This window comes from Streptomyces cadmiisoli (genome assembly GCF_003261055.1).
GTDB classification, from domain to species: domain Bacteria; phylum Actinomycetota; class Actinomycetes; order Streptomycetales; family Streptomycetaceae; genus Streptomyces; species Streptomyces cadmiisoli.
Genome location: NZ_CP030073.1, coordinates 7,594,967 through 7,610,999, shown reverse-complemented (window position 1 = coordinate 7,610,999; position 16,033 = coordinate 7,594,967). Strand labels below are relative to the sequence as shown.

The 16,033-nt window shown below is 72.5% G+C and carries 18 protein-coding genes; 11 read left to right on the top strand and 7 right to left on the bottom strand.

Annotation, left to right across the window (positions count from 1 at the left end):
- Nucleotides 1-5: 5 nt before the first annotated feature.
- The 3 genes from DN051_RS33555 (at nucleotide 6) to DN051_RS33545 (ending at nucleotide 2,485) form a co-directional block, all read left to right on the top strand.
- Complete coding sequence (locus DN051_RS33555; protein WP_053757522.1) at nucleotides 6-422, top strand: DUF4395 domain-containing protein; 417 nt, start codon at nucleotides 6-8, stop codon at nucleotides 420-422.
- A 187-nt stretch (nucleotides 423-609) separates the two neighbouring features.
- Entirely contained in the window at nucleotides 610-1,338 is a 729-nt protein-coding gene (locus DN051_RS33550; protein WP_053757523.1) for a lysophospholipid acyltransferase family protein, read from the top strand.
- Between the two features lie 127 nt (nucleotides 1,339-1,465).
- Nucleotides 1,466-2,485, top strand: coding sequence for a hypothetical protein (locus DN051_RS33545; RefSeq protein WP_112440420.1), 1,020 nt, complete (start codon nucleotides 1,466-1,468; stop codon nucleotides 2,483-2,485).
- A gap of 10 nt (nucleotides 2,486-2,495) precedes the next feature.
- On the opposite strand, the gene DN051_RS33540 is transcribed toward DN051_RS33545, so the two are convergent.
- From DN051_RS33540 to DN051_RS33520, 5 genes are all read right to left on the bottom strand, one after another.
- Nucleotides 2,496-3,716, bottom strand: a complete 1,221-nt coding sequence (locus tag DN051_RS33540; protein ID WP_112440418.1) for a hypothetical protein — start codon at nucleotides 3,714-3,716, stop codon at nucleotides 2,496-2,498.
- 27 nt (nucleotides 3,717-3,743) lie between these two features.
- Nucleotides 3,744-4,460, bottom strand: coding sequence for a B3/B4 domain-containing protein (locus tag DN051_RS33535; protein ID WP_112440416.1), 717 nt, complete (start codon nucleotides 4,458-4,460; stop codon nucleotides 3,744-3,746).
- A 223-nt stretch (nucleotides 4,461-4,683) separates the two neighbouring features.
- Complete coding sequence (locus tag DN051_RS33530; RefSeq protein ID WP_053757527.1) at nucleotides 4,684-5,754, bottom strand: threonine aldolase family protein; 1,071 nt, start codon at nucleotides 5,752-5,754, stop codon at nucleotides 4,684-4,686.
- Complete coding sequence (locus tag DN051_RS33525; protein ID WP_112440414.1) at nucleotides 5,751-6,497, bottom strand: SDR family NAD(P)-dependent oxidoreductase; 747 nt, start codon at nucleotides 6,495-6,497, stop codon at nucleotides 5,751-5,753. Before DN051_RS33525 ends, DN051_RS33530 begins: the two co-directional genes overlap by 4 nt.
- A gap of 47 nt (nucleotides 6,498-6,544) precedes the next feature.
- Entirely contained in the window at nucleotides 6,545-7,942 is a 1,398-nt protein-coding gene (locus DN051_RS33520; protein WP_112440412.1) for a DUF6421 family protein, read from the bottom strand.
- A gap of 329 nt (nucleotides 7,943-8,271) precedes the next feature.
- Here DN051_RS33520 and DN051_RS33515 point away from each other — a divergent pair, with 329 nt between their 5' ends.
- Nucleotides 8,272-8,955 carry a glycerophosphodiester phosphodiesterase gene (locus DN051_RS33515; protein WP_053757530.1) on the top strand — a complete coding sequence of 228 codons (684 nt, stop codon included), beginning with the start codon at nucleotides 8,272-8,274 and terminating at the stop codon, nucleotides 8,953-8,955.
- Between the two features lie 12 nt (nucleotides 8,956-8,967).
- Here DN051_RS33515 and DN051_RS33510 read toward each other — a convergent pair whose 3' ends face one another.
- Entirely contained in the window at nucleotides 8,968-9,522 is a 555-nt protein-coding gene (locus DN051_RS33510; RefSeq protein ID WP_053757531.1) for a GNAT family N-acetyltransferase, read from the bottom strand.
- Between the two features lie 355 nt (nucleotides 9,523-9,877).
- Between DN051_RS33510 and DN051_RS33505 the strand changes: the two genes are divergently transcribed.
- Together DN051_RS33505 and DN051_RS33500 are read left to right on the top strand one after the other, a co-directional pair.
- Nucleotides 9,878-10,279 carry a VOC family protein gene (locus DN051_RS33505; protein WP_053757532.1) on the top strand — a complete coding sequence of 134 codons (402 nt, stop codon included), beginning with the start codon at nucleotides 9,878-9,880 and terminating at the stop codon, nucleotides 10,277-10,279.
- A 124-nt stretch (nucleotides 10,280-10,403) separates the two neighbouring features.
- Nucleotides 10,404-11,168: a VOC family protein gene (locus DN051_RS33500; RefSeq protein ID WP_112440411.1), complete on the top strand. Its 765-nt coding sequence runs from the start codon at nucleotides 10,404-10,406 to the stop codon at nucleotides 11,166-11,168.
- 129 nt (nucleotides 11,169-11,297) lie between these two features.
- On the opposite strand, the gene DN051_RS33495 is transcribed toward DN051_RS33500, so the two are convergent.
- The gene (locus DN051_RS33495; RefSeq protein ID WP_053757534.1) at nucleotides 11,298-11,891 is read right to left on the bottom strand and encodes a MarR family winged helix-turn-helix transcriptional regulator; all 594 of its coding nucleotides are present in this window, start codon (nucleotides 11,889-11,891) and stop codon (nucleotides 11,298-11,300) included.
- A gap of 462 nt (nucleotides 11,892-12,353) precedes the next feature.
- Here DN051_RS33495 and DN051_RS33490 point away from each other — a divergent pair, with 462 nt between their 5' ends.
- The 5 genes from DN051_RS33490 to DN051_RS33470 all read left to right on the top strand — a co-directional run bounded on the left by DN051_RS33490 (nucleotide 12,354) and on the right by DN051_RS33470 (nucleotide 15,974).
- A complete protein-coding gene (locus DN051_RS33490; protein WP_053757535.1) occupies nucleotides 12,354-12,902 on the top strand; it encodes a DUF5134 domain-containing protein in 549 nt (182 codons plus the stop codon).
- A 93-nt stretch (nucleotides 12,903-12,995) separates the two neighbouring features.
- Nucleotides 12,996-13,934, top strand: a complete 939-nt coding sequence (locus tag DN051_RS33485) for a M56 family metallopeptidase (RefSeq protein WP_053757536.1) — start codon at nucleotides 12,996-12,998, stop codon at nucleotides 13,932-13,934.
- A 54-nt stretch (nucleotides 13,935-13,988) separates the two neighbouring features.
- Nucleotides 13,989-14,708 carry a phosphatase PAP2 family protein gene (locus tag DN051_RS33480; protein ID WP_053757537.1) on the top strand — a complete coding sequence of 240 codons (720 nt, stop codon included), beginning with the start codon at nucleotides 13,989-13,991 and terminating at the stop codon, nucleotides 14,706-14,708.
- Nucleotides 14,709-14,718: 10 nt separating this feature from the next.
- Nucleotides 14,719-15,408: an HAD family hydrolase gene (locus tag DN051_RS33475; RefSeq protein ID WP_112440410.1), complete on the top strand. Its 690-nt coding sequence runs from the start codon at nucleotides 14,719-14,721 to the stop codon at nucleotides 15,406-15,408.
- A gap of 122 nt (nucleotides 15,409-15,530) precedes the next feature.
- On the top strand, nucleotides 15,531-15,974 hold the full coding sequence (locus tag DN051_RS33470; RefSeq protein ID WP_112440409.1) for an excalibur calcium-binding domain-containing protein: 444 nt from the start codon (nucleotides 15,531-15,533) through the stop codon (nucleotides 15,972-15,974).
- Nucleotides 15,975-16,033 lie beyond the last annotated feature (59 nt).

Genomic DNA, 16,033 nt, shown 5'->3' with positions numbered 1-16,033 from the left:
GATTCATGGACATCGATGTGAGGGGGCCGCGCTTCGGGGCGGCCGTGACGACCGTCGTCCTGGCGGTCGCGCTGACCACCGGGAGCGCCTGGCTGCTCGCCTGGCAGACCGTCGCATTCGCGCTCGGCACCGCGGGCGGCGTGGGCCGTTCGCCGTACGGCTGGGTGTTCCGCAGGTTCGTGCGGCCCCGGATCGGGCCGCCGACGGAGTTCGAGTCGCCCGAACCGCCGCGGTTCGCGCAGGCGGTGGGTCTGGTCTTCGCGGGTGTCGGGCTGGTCGGGTTCACACTGGGCCCCGAATGGCTCGGGCTCGCGGCGACCGGCCTCGCGCTCGGTGCCGCGTTTCTCAATGCTGCATTCGGGTTCTGCCTGGGCTGCGAGATGTACCTGCTCGCCCAGCGAATGGTGGTACGCGTGAAGTAATGAACTGTTAAAAGCACGAGGTGATTCAGGGGCCGACGTGACGAGGATCTCGCGCCGGGCGGGCACCGGGGCTGGCTCCTCGCACGTTCTTGGGGCACGATCTGCGAGATGCCGTAAACCTACGGCTACGTAGCTTTTCCGCCGGGAGTCCCTTCCCAGGCCGAGCAGGAAGGGTCAGACTCCGCCCATGGCAGAACTCGTCTACCGCCCCGTCGTCGGACTCGCACTCACCATGTTCAAGGCGTGGGACCTCAAGATCGACTGCAAGGGGTCGGAGAACATCCCGCGCTCGGGCGGCGCCGTGCTGGTGAGCAATCACATCAGCTACCTGGACTTCATCTTCAACGGAATGGCGGCTCTCCCGCAGAAGCGCCTGGTGCGCTTCATGGCGAAGGAGTCCGTCTTCCGGCACAAGGTCTCCGGTCCGCTGATGCGCGGCATGAAGCACATCCCGGTCGACCGCAAGCGCGGCGAGACGGCCTACGCGCACGCCCTGGACTCGCTGCGCTCCGGCGAGATCGTCGGAGTCTTCCCCGAGGCCACGATCTCCCAGTCGTTCACGCTGAAGAGCTTCAAGTCCGGCGCCGCGCGCATGGCTCAGGAGGCGGGCGTCCCGCTGATCCCGATGGCCGTGTGGGGCACGCAGCGGCTGTGGACCAAGGGGCACCCGCGCAACTTCCGCCGCAGCCACCTGCCGGTCACCATCCGGGTCGGCGAGCCGGTCGAGGCGCCCGGCGACCAGTACGCGGGTGCCATCACCCGCCGGCTGCGCGGGCGCGTCCACGAGCTGCTGGAGGCGGCGCAGCGCGCCTACCCCGGACGGCCCCGCGGTGCGGAGGACTCCTGGTGGCTCCCGGCCCATCTCGGCGGCTCGGCACCCACCCCGGACGAGGTGCGCAAGGCCGAAGCGCGGTGACACCCCCTCGCATCGTGGCGCGGCGCGGCCGATAGGGTCCCCGGCGGAAACCGGAGAGCCGGGACCGGCACGGCTGCGCGTCCCCGGCCCGGCTGTTGTCTGCTGACTGCGCTACGGGGGCGGATCGATGCGGCGCTGGATCACATGGTCGGTGACGGCCGCGTTGGTGCTGGGTGTGGCCGGCTGGATCGCCGAGCCGTACGTCCGGGACTGGGTCCTGGTGCGCGGCGCCTGCGACGGCGCGCTGCCCGGCGACGCGGTGCGGCAACTCGCGCGGAACGGCTCCCACTTCACCGAGGCCGAATCGGTGACCCACGAAAAGCTCGGCGAGTACGGGTGCGTGGTGACCTTCGAGGGTGACGACGTGGACCACGAGATGCTGCTGCGCGCGGAGGCGTACACGCGGCGGGACCAGCAGGACCGGGAGTTCCTGAGCACCTTCCGGGAGGAGGGGTTCGCTCCCCAGGCCGCCCTGCCGGAGGGGCTGCCCGGTTTCGTCGACGGCTTCGGTGCCCTCCAGTTCGTGGTGCCCTGCCCCGAGCTGGGCGAGGACGACGACGGCCGGCCGCGCAGGATGCTGGTGCGCACCTCGTTCGGACGGGACGCCCTGTGGGGGCACCCGGCGGTGTACGAGACCGCGGTGGCGGTCGTCAACAGCGCCTCCGACCGGCTCGGCTGCGGAGCCGAAAAGCTCACCGCACCCGAGGTCGACGCCGGGCCCCAGGCCCCCACGGACGACCCCGAGACGGTGCCGCTGACCGGCGCCGGCGGCACGGGCTGCGGGTGGGCGGCACGGGCGGGGCTGCCCCGTCCTCAGCAGTGGCGGCTGGCCGACGGGACGAACGACGCGGCGCCCACGGGCCGTTGTGAGCTGTTCAGCCAGGGCTCCGCCGAGGACGAGGACGCGGGCCGGGTCACGCTGGCCGCCTGGTACGGCGACTGGAGCAACCGCCTCACCCACGACGACAACGGGCGAAAGCGTTCCCTGACCGCGACGGCGAAGTGTGCCGGTGAGGCCGCGAACTTCGCCCTGGGCGCCGACGAGATCCCGGGAGTGGGGCGGGCGGAGCAGCGGGCGCTGCTGAAGGCGTTCGCCGAGGACCAGGTCCGGCGGCGGGACTGCTCCGACCTGCGGATGACAGGCTGACCACGCCCGCTCAGACCACCATCCACAGTCCCCTGACGTAGGCGTCGTCGATCAGCTGTCGCATGGCGCTCGTCCGCCGCTCCGGCACGCCGCGCGCCTGCGCCCAGTCGTCCAGCACGGTCAGCAGCTGGTGCCGTCCGTCCGTCAGATCCCCGCGGACGGGCCCGGAAACCGCCCGTTCGGCGATGTCGCCCATGGGCGGGCGGGTCGTCACCTGGCGGGCGGCGGGGCGATGGGCCCCGCGGGTGTGGCGGCGTACGGCCGTGTCGAAGGCGCCGAGGTCGGCGATCGCGCCGTCCCGGGTGTGCTGCGCCCGGTGCTTCATGAGGGCGCCGACCCGTTCGGCGATGTCCTCCAGGTCGTTGTCCGGCCAGGTGGTCCCGGTGCTCGTGTACACGTCGTCGGCCCGTCGGACGGCGCGGAAGTCGGGATCGGCGCCCTCGTCGGTGAGCCGTTCCAGGTAGTGCGCGAAGTACGCGCGCTCGGCGTCGTAGAGGATCGCGAACGCCTCCGGACTCTTGACCAGTTCACCGATCAGGTCCCCCGGGTCGGCCTCGGCTCCGGAGAGGGGGTCCCGGTACTGGAAGTCCGTGTGCGCCTCACCGGGGGCGAGGAACCGGCCGTACTCGGTCCAGCCGTGCTGATCGGGTTCGATGGTGCCGGGGGCGACCGCCGGGCCCGCGGAGTCGCTGTCGGACGTCAGGTAACGGGCCTCGTCCACCACGTAGTCGGCGAGCATGCGGGCCACGGAGGGGGCCATCGCGTCGGGCAGGTCGACACCGTCGAGGGCGGCGGTGACCGCGAAGGCGCCCCGCGCCTGGGCCGTGCGGTGCGGGGTCCCGGGGGCCGCCGCCACGGTCGCCGCCTCCACCACCCGGCCGAGCACCTCGGCGCCGTCGCCGCACGGGTGCTCGTGCCGCAGCAGGGTGCGCACGGCCTCGTAGCGGGACATGTCGTCACCGGGGTCGAGGGCGCGGGTGGCGGCAGCCGGGTCGTCGGCCAGCGCGCGGGTCGAGGCGGGGATCTCCCGGCAGGGCGGCCGGTCCCCGGAGTCCGCGAGGACCAGCGGCACCGCCGCGCCCACGGCCAGCAGCGCCACCGCCACCGCCGAGGTCAGCAGCCGCCGCCTCCTCGACCGGGAGGGGCCGTCGGCGGTCGACCGGCCCGTGCCGCCCTCGGCCCCCGGCCGGTCGTCGGCACCTTCCTCCTGCGTCGTTCCCCCGTTTCGCATGGCGGGGAGACTAGCGAGGCGGGCGGATCACCGCGGCGGCGGGGTCCGTGCCGGGGCGGGCGGGTGCACGGCGATACGGGCGCCGGGGCTGAACTTCTCCAGCAGCTCGGCGAGTTCACCGGCCGCGCTCACCAGTTCGGCGACCGGCATCGGTGCCAGGCTCTCCAGCAGGAAGATCCCGGAGACGGTCTCCTCGGTGAGCCTGGTGCGCGGACCCTGCCGCCAGTTCCAGCGGCGGCACGTCACACCCGCGTCGTCGCACCAGATCACCTCGCCGGGTTCGGGGTGCTCGACGACCTCCTGTCCGCCGTCGACCGTGACGAAGTCCTCGTCGCCCGTGGCCCGCACCAGGCGCATCGAGCCGGCGATCCGGTCGATGTCCTCGCCGCCGACCGGGACGAGGTGGGCGACGCTGACGGCGTTGTACAGGTCCACGAGTACGTTGATCCGGGGCAGTCCGGCGCCGGTGAGGGCCCTCCTGGCCAGCGCCTCCGCGGAGTTGCGGGTGCGGGACGGCTTGGCCCCGAACGCCGTGTAGGTCTCCCGCCAGGCGGCCAGGTGCGGGTCCTCGTGCGGGGCGCGTCCGTCGAGACGAACGGCGAGCCGGCGGGCCGCGTCGTCCAGGAGTGCCGCGCTCGCCCCGGTGCTCGGCCCGTTGACGAGTCCGTGCGCTTCGACGGCGACGTGGGTGAAGCCCGGCGCGAGTGCGGCCACCTCATCGGACACGGTGAGTGGGAAAGCCATGGTCCGCCTTGCCTCGGAGTGCGGTGGAGGGTTCTGCCACAGGCAGGGCCGGCCGGGGGCGGCCCTGGGACATCCGCCCCGACCAGGATGCGGTGCAGCATACAGGACCGGACGGTCCATCCCATTGACCTAAGAGATCGGCGGATGACGTCCCGCCGGGCGGGGAAACGCGATCACCCGGACGTCGTCGACGTCCGGGTGATCGCAGGCTGTGCAAGGGGCGCTAGCGTGCCATCTCCTCCTTGAGCGCGGCCACGAACGCGTCCACGTCCTCCTCGGTCGTGTCGTAGGCGCACATCCAGCGGACGTCCCCGGCGGCCTCGTCCCAGAAGTAGAAGCGGAACCGCTTCTGAAGGCGCTCGCTGACGTCGTGCGGCAGGCGGGCGAAGACGGCGTTGGACTGCACCTCGTGCAGGATCTCGACGCCGTGCACGGCGCGGACCCCCTCGGCGAGGCGCTGGGCCATCTCGTTGGAGTGACGGGCGTTGCGCAGCCACAGGTCGCGGGCGAGCAGCGCCTCCAGCTGCACCGACACGAAGCGCATCTTCGAGGCGAGCTGCATGGACAGCTTGCGCAGATGCTTCATGTGCCGGACGGCGTCCTGGTTGATGACGACGACCGCTTCACCGAACAGGGCACCGTTCTTGGTGCCGCCGAGGGAGAGGATGTCGACACCGACGGCGTTGGTGAAGGTGCGCATCGGCACGTTCAGGGACGCGGCGGCGTTGGCTATGCGCGAGCCGTCCAGGTGGACCTTCATGCCGCGCGCGTGGGCGTGCTCGCAGATCGCACGGATCTCGTCGGGCGTGTAGAGCGTGCCGAGCTCGGTGCTCTGGGTGATCGAGACGACCTGCGGCATCGCGCGGTGCTCGTCGTCCCAGCCGTAGGCCTGCCGGTCGATCAGCTCGGGCGTGAGCTTGCCGTCCGGGGTGGCCACGGTCAGCAGCTTGAGTCCGCCGACCCGCTCCGGCGCCCCGCACTCGTCGACGTTGATGTGGGCGCTCTCGGCGCAGATCACCGCGCCCCACCGGTCCGTGACCGCCTGGAGCGCGACGACGTTCGCGCCGGTGCCGTTGAAGACCGGGAAGGCCTCGGCCGTGGCGCCGAAGTGGCTGCGGATGATCCGCTGGAGGTTGTCCGTGTACGCGTCCTCGCCGTAGGCGACCTGGTGACCGCCGTTGGCGAGGGACAGGGCCGCGAGAACCTCCGGATGCGCCCCGGCGTAGTTGTCACTGGCGAAACCGCGGACGTCCGGGTCGTGGTGGCGACGCGCGTCGGTCCTCGGGGTGTTCACGGCTTCTCGGTCAGCCACAGACGGTTTCCGTTCAGTTCGGCGGCGGGCTTGTCCCAGATACCGACGATGGCCTGGGCCAGATCGTCGACGTCGGTGAAGCCCGCGAACTTCGCGTTGGGCCGCTCGGCTCGCATCGCCTCGTGCACCAGCGCCTTCACCACCAGGATCGCAGCCGCCGACGTCGGACCCTGCGCGCCCCCGGCCTTGCGGAAGTAGTCCGCCAGAGCCAGTGTCCACGCCTCGGCGGCGGCCTTGGCGGCCGCGTAGGCGGCGTTGCCCGCGGTCGGCCGGCTGGCACCAGCCGCGCTGATCAGGACGTAGCGGCCGCGCTCGCTGCGCTGCAGCGCCTCGTGGAAGGCGAGGGAGGTGTGCTGCACGGTGCGGACGAGCAGCAGTTCCAGGAAGTCCCAGTCGTCCAGGCTCGTCTTCGTGAAGGTCTCGCTGCCGCGCCAGCCGCCGACGAGGTGGACCAGGCCGTCGACGTGGCCGAAGTCCTTCTCGATGCGGTTGGCCCAGTCCTGGGACGCCTGCCGGTCGAGCAGGTCGACGGTGTCGCCGACCACGGTGGCTCCGCCGTGCTCGAAGCTCGCCGCGTCCACGGCCTCGGCCAGCCGCTCCGGGTCGTTGTCCGAGGCGACCACGATCGCACCGGCGTCGGCCAGCCGCAGCAGCGTCGCCCGCCCCGCGGGTCCGCCCGCGCCGGCCACCGCGATCACCGCACCACTGAGAGCACCGTTCCGCATGTTCTTCGCCTCCTGAGCAGTGTTCGCAGTGTTCCTGGTGCCGTCGCTCACGCGGCGACCCGCTCGGCGGTGTCCGCCGTGATGCCCTTGGTCGAGGCAATCACGTTCTTCAGCTTCTTGGACAGCGCCTCATAGAACATGCTCAGCGGAAACTCGTCCGGAAGCACGTCATCGACGAGCTTGCGCGGCGGCAGGGTCAGGTCCAGTGCCTCCGGACCCTTGGCCCACTTGGAGCCCGGGTGCGGGGCGAGGTAGCCGGAGACCAGCTGGTAGCCGGCGAACCAGTGCACGAGCTTGGGGCGGTCGATGCCGTCCCGGTACAGCTTCTCGATCTCGGCGCACAGCTGGTTGGTCACCTGCGGGGCGCGCTGCCAGTCGATGCTGAGCCGATTGTCGGTCCAGCGGACGACATCGTGCTTGTGCAGGTAGGCGAACAGCAGCTGACCGCCGAGGCCGTCGTAGTTGCGCACCCGCTCTCCGGTGACGGGGAAGCGGAACATGCGGTCGAACAGCACCGCGTACTGGACGTCACGGGCCTGCGGGACGCCCTCCTCGGCCAGCTTCACGGCCTCCTTGAAGGCGGTGAGGTCGCAGCGCAGCTCCTCCAGGCCGTACATCCAGAACGGCTGGCGCTGCTTGATCATGAAGGGGTCGAAGGGCAGGTCGCCGTGGCTGTGGGTGCGGTCGTGGACCATGTCCCAGAGCACGAAGGCCTCTTCGCTGCGCTTCTGGTCGTGGACCATCGCGGCGATGTCCTCGGGCAGCTCCAGGCCGAGCAGGTCGACCGCGGACGCGGTGACCCGGCGGAAGCGGGCGGCCTCGCGGTCGCAGAAGATACCGCCCCAGCTGAACCGCTCCGGTGCCTCGCGCACGGCGATGGTCTCGGGGAACAGCACGGCGGAGTTCGTGTCGTAGCCGGCCGTGAAGTCCTCGAAGGTGATGCCGCAGAACAACGGGTTGTCGTAGCGGGTGCGCTCCAGCTCGGCCAGCCAGTCGGGCCAGACCATGCGCAGCACGACCGCCTCGAGGTTGCGGTCCGGGTTGCCGTTCTGCGTGTACATCGGGAAGACGACCAGGTGCTGGAGGCCGTCCCGGCGGTCCGCCGCCGGCTGGAAGGCGAGCAGCGAGTCGAGGAAGTCGGGCACGCCGAAGCCCTCGTCGGCCCAGCGGCGCAGGTCCTTGACCAGGGCCGTGTGGTAGGCGCCGTCGTGCGCGACGAGCGGCGAGAGGTCCTCCACGGCCTGCGCGATGCGGCTCACGGCGCGCTCGGCGTCCGCGGCGGCCGGGGCACCCTCGGCGTCGAAGTCGATCGATCCGTCCTTCGACTGCCAGGGCCGGATCTCTTCCACGGTGTTCTTCAGGACGAGCCATGACGGATGCTCGACCACCCTGACATCGGGAGAAACCCGCTCCCCCACATGCCCCTGCACAAGAATTTCCGTCATGTCACATCCTTCGCTGCAGAACCTTGCGTCAGGACACCGTATGCATACGGGGTTTCTTCCAGCAAGAGGAGGTCCAGGAAATTATCCTGCGCACCCCCATGGTCACTGAACTTTTTCCTGCCGGACGCCGGAGTGGCGCTCGGACCGGTGCCGCCTGCCCTCGGGACGCCGATGCCGGTGGCGGGCCCGGTCCCGCCGTCGTACCGATCCCGCCGTGTAGGCGGGGGTTCATCGGCGGGACAGGCCATTAGGCTGCGGCCTTGTCGCGCGGAGAGCCGACCCGTTCCGCGCGGCCAGTGTCGCCGCCGTCGACGGAAGCGAGTCGAACCTTGAACTTCCTCACCATCGGTCACCGCGGAGTCATGGGTGTCGAACCCGAGAACACCTTGCGTTCCTTCGTCGCAGCCCAGCAGGCGGGCCTCGACGTCATCGAACTCGATCTTCATCTGAGCAAGGACGGCGCCCTCGTCGTGCTGCACGACACGGACGTGGACCGGACCACCGACGGCACCGGCCCGGTCGCCGAGATGACCCTCGCCGAGCTGCGCGCGCTGGACGCGGGCAGGGGCGAGCGGATCCCCGTGTTCGAGGAGGTCCTGGACGCCGTCAAGGTGCCCCTCCAGACCGAGATCAAGGACGTGGCCGCCGCGCGGGCGCTGGCGGCGGTCGTCCACGAGCGGAACCTGGTCGAACGGATCGAGGTGTCCTCGTTCCACGACGAGGCCGTCGCCGAGATCGCCCGGCTGGTCCCCGGGGTGCGGACCGCGCTGATCGGCAGCCGGTACGGCAGCGACATCGTGGAACGCGCCACCGCGGCCGGGGCGGCGACCGTCTGCCTCAACATCCGCCGGCTCACGCTCGAGATCGTGGAGCACGCGCGCGCGGAGGGCCTGCGGATCATCGGCTGGGTGGTGAACACGCAGGAGCACCTGCGGCTGGTCCGCGCCCTGGAACTGGACGGCGCGACGACCGACTACCCCGAGATCAAACGCACCGGCCGGTTCACCGCGTGAGCGGCGGCCGCGTCACGCCCCGTCGAGCTCCTTGACCAGCAGCTCGAACTGGAGGTCGTCGCGCTGCGGGATGCCGAAGCGCTCGTCGCCGTACGGGAACGGCGTCATCCGTCCCGTACGGCGGTAGCCGCGCCGCTCGTACCAGGCGATGAGGTCCTCGCGCACCGAGATCACGGTCATGTGCATCTGTGTCGCGCCCCAGACCGACCGGGCCTGCCGCTCCGCCTCGGTGATGATCACCTTGCCGAGTCCGGCACCCTGCAGCAGCGGGCTGACCGCGAACATCCCGAAGTAGACGTGGTCGCCGCGGTGCTCCAGCTGGCAGCAGGCGACGACCTCGCCGTCCCGCTCCACCGTCAGCAGTCTGCTGTCGGACGCCTTGATCACGGCCCGCACGCCCTCCGGGTCGGTCCGCTGCCCCTGGAGGATGTCGGCCTCGGTGGTCCACCCGGCCCGGCTGGAGTCGCCCCGGTAGGCCGACTCGATCAGCGCGACCAGTGTCTCCACGTCGCTGTCCGTGGCATCACGGAAGGTCAGTCCGGTCACGGCGTGGGCGGCGGTGTCCATGGGAGGGTCCCTCCGGTTCTCGTTCGCGTTCCCGGGCGCGGCTCGGGCAGGGTCGAGGGTATATCGCCGCCGCTGGGGCCTGTCGTCACATTGCTGTCGTTGCCCGAAGGACGGCCCCGCGGCGTCCGGTGCGTGCTCCGGGGTCCCCCGGCCGGAGGCTGGGAGAGTGCCGGGCGGAAGTCCTCGAACCGGACGTACCCGGGCTTTCGCCCGGTGCGGCGAGCGGGGGCACCTCCCACGCCCTTCAGGCAGTGGGGGAGCGCGCCGGGCGTCGCGGGACAGGCGGGAATTCGACGACAGGCCCTAGTGCCGTAGCAGGCAACGTTCGCCCGGCACGGCACTAGGCTCCGCACGCATGGTGCATGTTCTGAGCAGCCGGACCCTGCTCCGCCCCGCCGACCCCGAGCGGTCACGGGCCTTCTACGGCGAACAGCTGGGCCTCGCCGTCCACCGCGAGTTCGGAACGGGGCCGGAGCGCGGCACCGTCTACTTCCTCGGCGGGGGCTTCCTGGAGGTCTCGGGCCGGTCCGACCCCGTCGGACAGCCGCCGTCCCAGGCCGTCCGGCTCTGGCTCCAGGTCGAGGACGTGGCGGCGGCCCACGACGAGCTGCGCGCCAAGGGCGTCGGCATCGTGCGACCGCCGCTGCGCGAGCCGTGGGGGCTCATCGAGATGTGGATCGCGGACCCGGACGGCACCCCGATCGTGCTGGTGGAGGTGCCCGCGGACCATCCGCTCAGGTACCGGCCCGGAATCTGAACGAGGCCCGCGACGGGGACCGTGGTCCGCCCCGGCGCGATCGCCCGCGGGACGTTTCCGATGGCCGCCCTCAGGGGCCGGGGATAGCGTGCTGATGGGGGTCGCGCGGCGGAGGGAACGTCGGATGCAGCTGAACAAGCCGGTGGTCGGCGGACCCTGCTGGGCCGAGTTGAGCACGACCGACCTGGAGTCCGCCGAGCGGTTCTACGCCGAGCTGTTCGGCTGGCGCTCGGAGACGGATCCGCGTCAAGGGGCCGGGGGCTACAGCGTGGCGCGCCTGGGCGACGCGGCGGTGGCGGCGCTGTCGCCGCTGTACCAGGAGGGCGGGGCGGTCGCGTGGAACGTCTCGTTCGGCGTGCGGGACGCGGACGAGACCGCCCGGGAGGTGACGAAGGCCGGCGGGACGGTGCTGCTGGGTCCGACGGACGTGTTCGACATGGGCCGGTTCGCGGTGGCCGCCGACTCCTCCGGAGCGCCCTTCTCGCTGTGGCAGCCGCGAGCCTTCGAAGGTGCCGACCTGTTCAACGCGCCCGGCTCGCTCGGCTGGGTGGAGCTGCTGACCCGGGAACCCGCGCGGGCTCGGGACTTCTACACGACCGTGTTCGGCTGGACCGTGAACGTGTCGCCGTACTACACGCAGTGGGGCATCGCCGGCGCCGACTTCGGCGGGATGACGGAGATGGACGACAAGTTCCCGCCGGAGGTGCCGCCGCACTGGCTGCCGTACTTCGCCGTGGCCGACGTCGACGGCACCGCCGCGACGGCGACTCGGGCGGGCGGCACGGTCCTGATGGCGCCCACCTCCGTGCCGGACGGCCCCAGGATCGCGGTGCTGCGCGATCCGCAGGGCGCGGTCCTCGGCGTCCACCGGTCCGGCCACGAGGGCTGAGCCGCGGCTCCGTGCCGTGCTGTGACCTGACGCGCCGACGGGGCGCGCTGTGCGGCGCCGTTACCGTGCAGGCGGCGCCGTGTGGTGTCCTGGGGCTCCGGGGGCGCGTCCGGGGCGCACCGCGGGCGTTCAGACGCGCAGCGCCCCGAGGCGCCCCTCCAGGTGGTGGAGCAGATCGCCGAGGAGCCCGGCGAGCGCGCCGCGCTCGGGTGCGCCGAGCCCGGACAGGACCGCGGCCTCGTAGGCGAGCTGCTCGGGCAGGACCGCGTCGACGAGTTCGCGTCCGGCGTCCGTGAGGCGCAGATGCGCCACCCGCCGGTCGCGGTCGTCGCCGCGCCGTTCCACCAGGCCCTGCTCGGTGAGCTGCTTGACGCGCTTGGTGACGGCCGCGCCGGAGGAGAACGTCTCGCGGGCCAGTTCGCTGGGGGTCAGCTCCTGCCCGGTGCGGCGCAGCGCGCCGAGCAGGTCGAACTCGGGACGGCTGAGTCCGGCGTGGCGCAGTGGGGCGTCCTCGGCCTGCTGGAGCAGTGCGGAGCAGCGGTTGACCCGGCCGATGATCTCCATGGGGCCGGTGTCGAGGTCGGGGCGGACGGACCGCCACTGCCGGACGACCTCGGCGACGGTGTCGCCCGTCGTGCCGCCCGCCACGTGCGCCGCCTCACCGCCCGCCTCGGCCCCGGTCGACCCCCGTCCGTCCGTCCCCCGTCCGTTCGTCCCCGTCATGGCCGTGCGCCCTCCGTCGTCCTGCCCGCTCTGCGGTCCAGGACCAGGCCCGGCGCCGCACCGTCGCCGCGAGCGTACGGTGTCCTGCCTGCTCAGCGGCGACGACCCGCTCCTGCGACGGCGCACCCGGCCACCACGCGCCCGACGCGGCGGAGGTGGTGGCGCGCGGCTCGGCCGACGCGTCGGTGAGGCCGCGGCGGGCGGCTTCCGGGCGCCGACGGAGGGAGGGGGCTCGTACCGGTCACACCGGTCACGAGGAACAGATCAGCACGTGTTGTGCGGGGAGAACATCGCCACTCGTACGGCCGCACGCTCCGGGCACGACCGTCCGGCCCACCGGCCGCGCTCCGCCGAACGCTCCCCGATTACACCCTTGCGCCAGCGTGCGCGCCGCGCGGAACGGGCATTCCTGGACCGACCGTCGACGCACTGTCGACGGACCCGTCGATCGGGGAGGCGCGCGTGCACGGACCGGCTGCGCCCGGCTGGCTGATGGTCGCGCTCTGCGCGGCGACCGGCGCCTACTGCCTGCTGCGCCTGCGCAGCGCCGTCGAGGAACAGCGCCGCGCGGCGGGGGACGAGGCGCTGATGGCCTTCGGCATGGCCGGGATGGCCGTCCCGGCGGCCGTGTACACGCCACCTGAGTGGACCTGGCCCGTCCTCGCGGCCGTGTTCGGCGGAGCGGCACTGCGCTCCGCGTGGGCGGCCCGGGGCGACCTCGGTCATCTGCACCACGTGGTGGGCGCCTCGGCCATGGTGTACATGGCGGTGGTGATGGCCGGCTCCGCGGCCTCGGGTCACGGGCACGGCGGCGCCGGGCTCCCCCTGCTGACCGGCGCCCTGCTGCTCTACTTCGCCGGCTATGTGCTGTACGGCGGGGCGCACCTGCTCCCCGCCCCGGCCGTGGCGGGCGCGCCCCGCGCCGTCGGGTGGGCCGACCGGACCGAGCTGGCGCGGGCCTGCCGGCTGTCCATGGGCATCGCCATGGTCGCGATGCTCGTCACCCTGTGAGGCCGGCCGCCAGGGGCGTCCTGAAACCGTGGTCTCCGTCACTTTGCGCCGCGCGGAACCTCCTGGTGGCCCGCCCCTCATAGGGTTGCTCCCATGATGGTCCCCGCGGCACTGCTGCTGCTCGGCGCCCTGACCGCCGTCCTGGCCCCCCGGCTCCTCGCCCGTTCCGACTGGACGGACCGCGAACCGGTGGTCGCCCTGTGGGTGTGGCAGTGCGTCGTGGTGGCCGTGCTGCTGTGCTGCGGACTGTCGATGACGCTCAGCGCCGCGGCCGCCTGGCAGGCGGTGCGCGGCCATGTGTTCGCGCCGGCGCCGCACGCGGTCGTGGAAGCCTACGCGCTGGGCGCGGCCGGCCCCTGGGCGCCGACGACCGCGGTGGCGCTCGCCTGCGGCGCGGTGTGGACCGCGGCGATGCTGGTCCGGGAGGTCGCACGGGCCCGCTCCCGGCACCGGCGGCGGCGTGCCGAACTCATCGACCGCGCACCGCTGTTGCCCGGCGAGGAGGCGGGCGGCGAGCAGCGCCTCGTCGTTCTGGAGGGTGAGCGGCCCGACGTCCGGTGGCTGCCCGGCACCACGCCCCGGCTGATCGTCACCACCGCCGCCCTGCGCCGGTTGAAGGGGCAGCAGCTGGACGCCCTGCTCGCCCACGAGCAGGGGCATGCGCGCGCCCGGCACGACTGGCTGCTGCACTGCTCGGCCGCGCTCGCGGACGGGTTCCCCCGGGTTCCGGTGTTCGCGGCGTTCCGCGGCGAGATGCACCGGCTGGTCGAACTGGCCGCCGACGACATGGCCTCCCGCCGCTTCGGGCGGCTGACCACCGCCCTCGCGCTGGTGGAACTCAACGAGCACCGCGGCGTGTTCGGCCCCCGCCCCGCCCCGCAGGCACAAGTGCCGCAGCGGGTGCACCGACTGCTCACTCCGCCGGACCGGCTCACGGCCTCCCGGAGGCTGCGCCTGACGGCGACGGCCGCGCTGGTGCCGGTCGTGCCCGTGCTGGTGGCCTTCGTGCCGGGATTGCGCGCGCTGGGGTAGCAGTATCCGTCCGAGGGTTGGCCTCGTGCCCCACGAGTCGGCGAAGATCGCACCATGCACATCCCACCCGTCGAGTCACCGCCCCGCCCGCCGGCCGACCTCCGCACCGTGGGCCGCGCCTTCGTCGTCCTGGCGCTGTGCTCCCTCCTGCTCCTGGTCCTGGTCGCCGCCGAATGGCCGCCCTTGATCGACCTGGACGGCGACGTCTCCCGCGCCACCCATCGGTGGGCGGTCGAGGAATCCGGCGTCACCCACGCGTCCCGCATCCTCACGGACTGGGTCTGGGACCCGCAGACGATGCGCATCCTGTGCGCGGTGGTCGTGGTGTGGCTGGTGTGGCGGCAGTCGGCGTGGTGGACCGCGGCATGGCTGGTGGTCACGGTCGCGCTGAGCACCGCGGTGCAGCAGTCGCTCAAGGCGGCGGTGGACCGCGCGCGTCCCGTCTGGCCCGACCCGGTCGACTCCGCCCACTACGCCGCCTTCCCCTCCGGGCACGCCATGAGCGCCACGGTCGTGCTGGGCCTGCTCCTCTGGCTCCTGCACGGCTACGGCCCCGGCCGCACGCTGTGGCGTACGGCGGTCACCGTGGTCGTGGTGTCCGTGGCGGGCGTGGGACTGACCCGGGTGTGGCTCGGTGTGCACTGGCCCACGGACGTCATCGGCGGCTGGCTGCTGGGCGCGACCGTCGTGGCGCTCGCGGTGCTGGCCCACCGGCGCTGGGCACCCGGGCCGCCACCTGGAGCGGGTTCCGGCGGCGTGGAGCGCGTTCCCTAAGATCGCGGACATGACCGCTGTCCTGTTCGACTTCTCAGGCACCCTCTTCCGCGTCGAGTCCGCCCGTACCTGGCTGCGCACCGTGCTGGGCGAGGCCGGGGTCACCCTGCCCGAGTCGGAGTTCGACGAGACCGCACGGGCACTGGAGCGCGCCGGGGCGCTGCCCGGCGGGGCGCCGCCGGAAGCCGTACCCGCCGAACTGGCCGAGGTGTGGGAGCTGCGGGACCAGAGTTCCGCGCAGCACCGGGCCGCTTTCACCGGGCTGTCACGGCAGGTGCCGCTGCCCGATCCGGCGTTGCACGACGCGCTCTACGAACGCCATATGGCACCGGCCGCCTGGACTCCCTACCCGGACGCCGCCGAGGTGCTCCGGACGCTGCACGAGCGGGGCGTGGCCGTCGGGATCGTCAGCAACATCGGCTGGGACCTCCGCCCGGTGTTCCGCGCGCACGGCCTCGACCGGTACGTGCGCGCGTACGTCCTGTCGTACGAGCACCGGATCCGCAAGCCGGATCCGCGGCTGTTCGCGCTGGCCTGCGCGGAGCTGAACGCCGATCCGGCCGAGGTGCTGATGGTGGGCGACGACCGCCGGGCGGACGGTGGCGCCGCGGCGCTGGGCTGTGCGGTCCACTTCGTCCACCACCTGCCGGCCGCGGAGCGGCCCGACGGTCTGCGGCCGGTCCTGGACCTCGCGGGCTGACACCCCGCTCCGCCCACGGCGCACCGCCGGGTCACGAACGGGTGACCCGTTCACGTTTCCCTCACACGTGCTCCACCGGAGCACTACTCTCAGCCCTCCCGCATCAGCAAGGGGGGGGCGAGATGACCCATCCGTACACGGCGCCGCAGACCATGCCCAAGTGGTCCCGGAAGCGCTATGTGCTGCCCGCGATCGCCGTGGCCTTCTTCATCGGGATCGGAATCGGCGCGAGCGGCTCACAGCCCGAGGACGACGCGAAACCGGCCTCGGCCGAAGCGCGGCCCACCGCGACCGTCACCGCGACGACGACCGCGGAACCGGAGCCCGCGCCCACCGTGACGGAGACCGTGGAGGTGGAGGTCACCGAGACGGAGACCGTCACCGCCGAGGCAGAGGCCGACACGGGACTAGGAGCGAGCGACGGCGACGGAGGCGGGGGTGGAGGCAGCGCCTACTACGCCAACTGCGACGCCGCCCGAGCGGCCGGCGCGGCACCCGTGCGTGCGGGCGACCCCGGATACGGCCGCCATCTGGACCGCGACGGCGACGGCACCGGTTGCGAATAGATGCTGTCCCGCACCGTCCTGGATTCGCCGTCTGTCTCGGACGATCCCCCGTGTCGCCC

Excerpts from the sequence above, each read along its gene's own strand:
- DN051_RS33510 (WP_053757531.1), bottom strand. The coding sequence starts at position 9,522 with ATGGACACCGCCGCCCACGCCGTGACCGGACTGACCTTCCGTGATGCC.
- DN051_RS33535 (WP_112440416.1), bottom strand. The coding sequence starts at position 4,460 with ATGGCTTTCCCACTCACCGTGTCCGATGAGGTGGCCGCACTCGCGCCG.
- DN051_RS33480 (WP_053757537.1), top strand. The coding sequence starts at position 13,989 with ATGCACATCCCACCCGTCGAGTCACCGCCCCGCCCGCCGGCCGACCTC.
- DN051_RS33545 (WP_112440420.1), top strand. The coding sequence starts at position 1,466 with ATGCGGCGCTGGATCACATGGTCGGTGACGGCCGCGTTGGTGCTGGGT.
- DN051_RS33525 (WP_112440414.1), bottom strand. The coding sequence starts at position 6,497 with ATGCGGAACGGTGCTCTCAGTGGTGCGGTGATCGCGGTGGCCGGCGCG.
- DN051_RS33500 (WP_112440411.1), top strand. The coding sequence starts at position 10,404 with ATGCAGCTGAACAAGCCGGTGGTCGGCGGACCCTGCTGGGCCGAGTTG.
- DN051_RS33485 (WP_053757536.1), top strand. The coding sequence starts at position 12,996 with ATGATGGTCCCCGCGGCACTGCTGCTGCTCGGCGCCCTGACCGCCGTC.
- DN051_RS33540 (WP_112440418.1), bottom strand. The coding sequence starts at position 3,716 with ATGCGAAACGGGGGAACGACGCAGGAGGAAGGTGCCGACGACCGGCCG.
- DN051_RS33555 (WP_053757522.1), top strand. The coding sequence starts at position 6 with ATGGACATCGATGTGAGGGGGCCGCGCTTCGGGGCGGCCGTGACGACC.
- DN051_RS33505 (WP_053757532.1), top strand. The coding sequence starts at position 9,878 with ATGGTGCATGTTCTGAGCAGCCGGACCCTGCTCCGCCCCGCCGACCCC.
- DN051_RS33495 (WP_053757534.1), bottom strand. The coding sequence starts at position 11,891 with ATGACGGGGACGAACGGACGGGGGACGGACGGACGGGGGTCGACCGGG.
- DN051_RS33470 (WP_112440409.1), top strand. The coding sequence starts at position 15,531 with ATGACCCATCCGTACACGGCGCCGCAGACCATGCCCAAGTGGTCCCGG.
- DN051_RS33550 (WP_053757523.1), top strand. The coding sequence starts at position 610 with ATGGCAGAACTCGTCTACCGCCCCGTCGTCGGACTCGCACTCACCATG.
- DN051_RS33520 (WP_112440412.1), bottom strand. The coding sequence starts at position 7,942 with ATGACGGAAATTCTTGTGCAGGGGCATGTGGGGGAGCGGGTTTCTCCC.
- DN051_RS33475 (WP_112440410.1), top strand. The coding sequence starts at position 14,719 with ATGACCGCTGTCCTGTTCGACTTCTCAGGCACCCTCTTCCGCGTCGAG.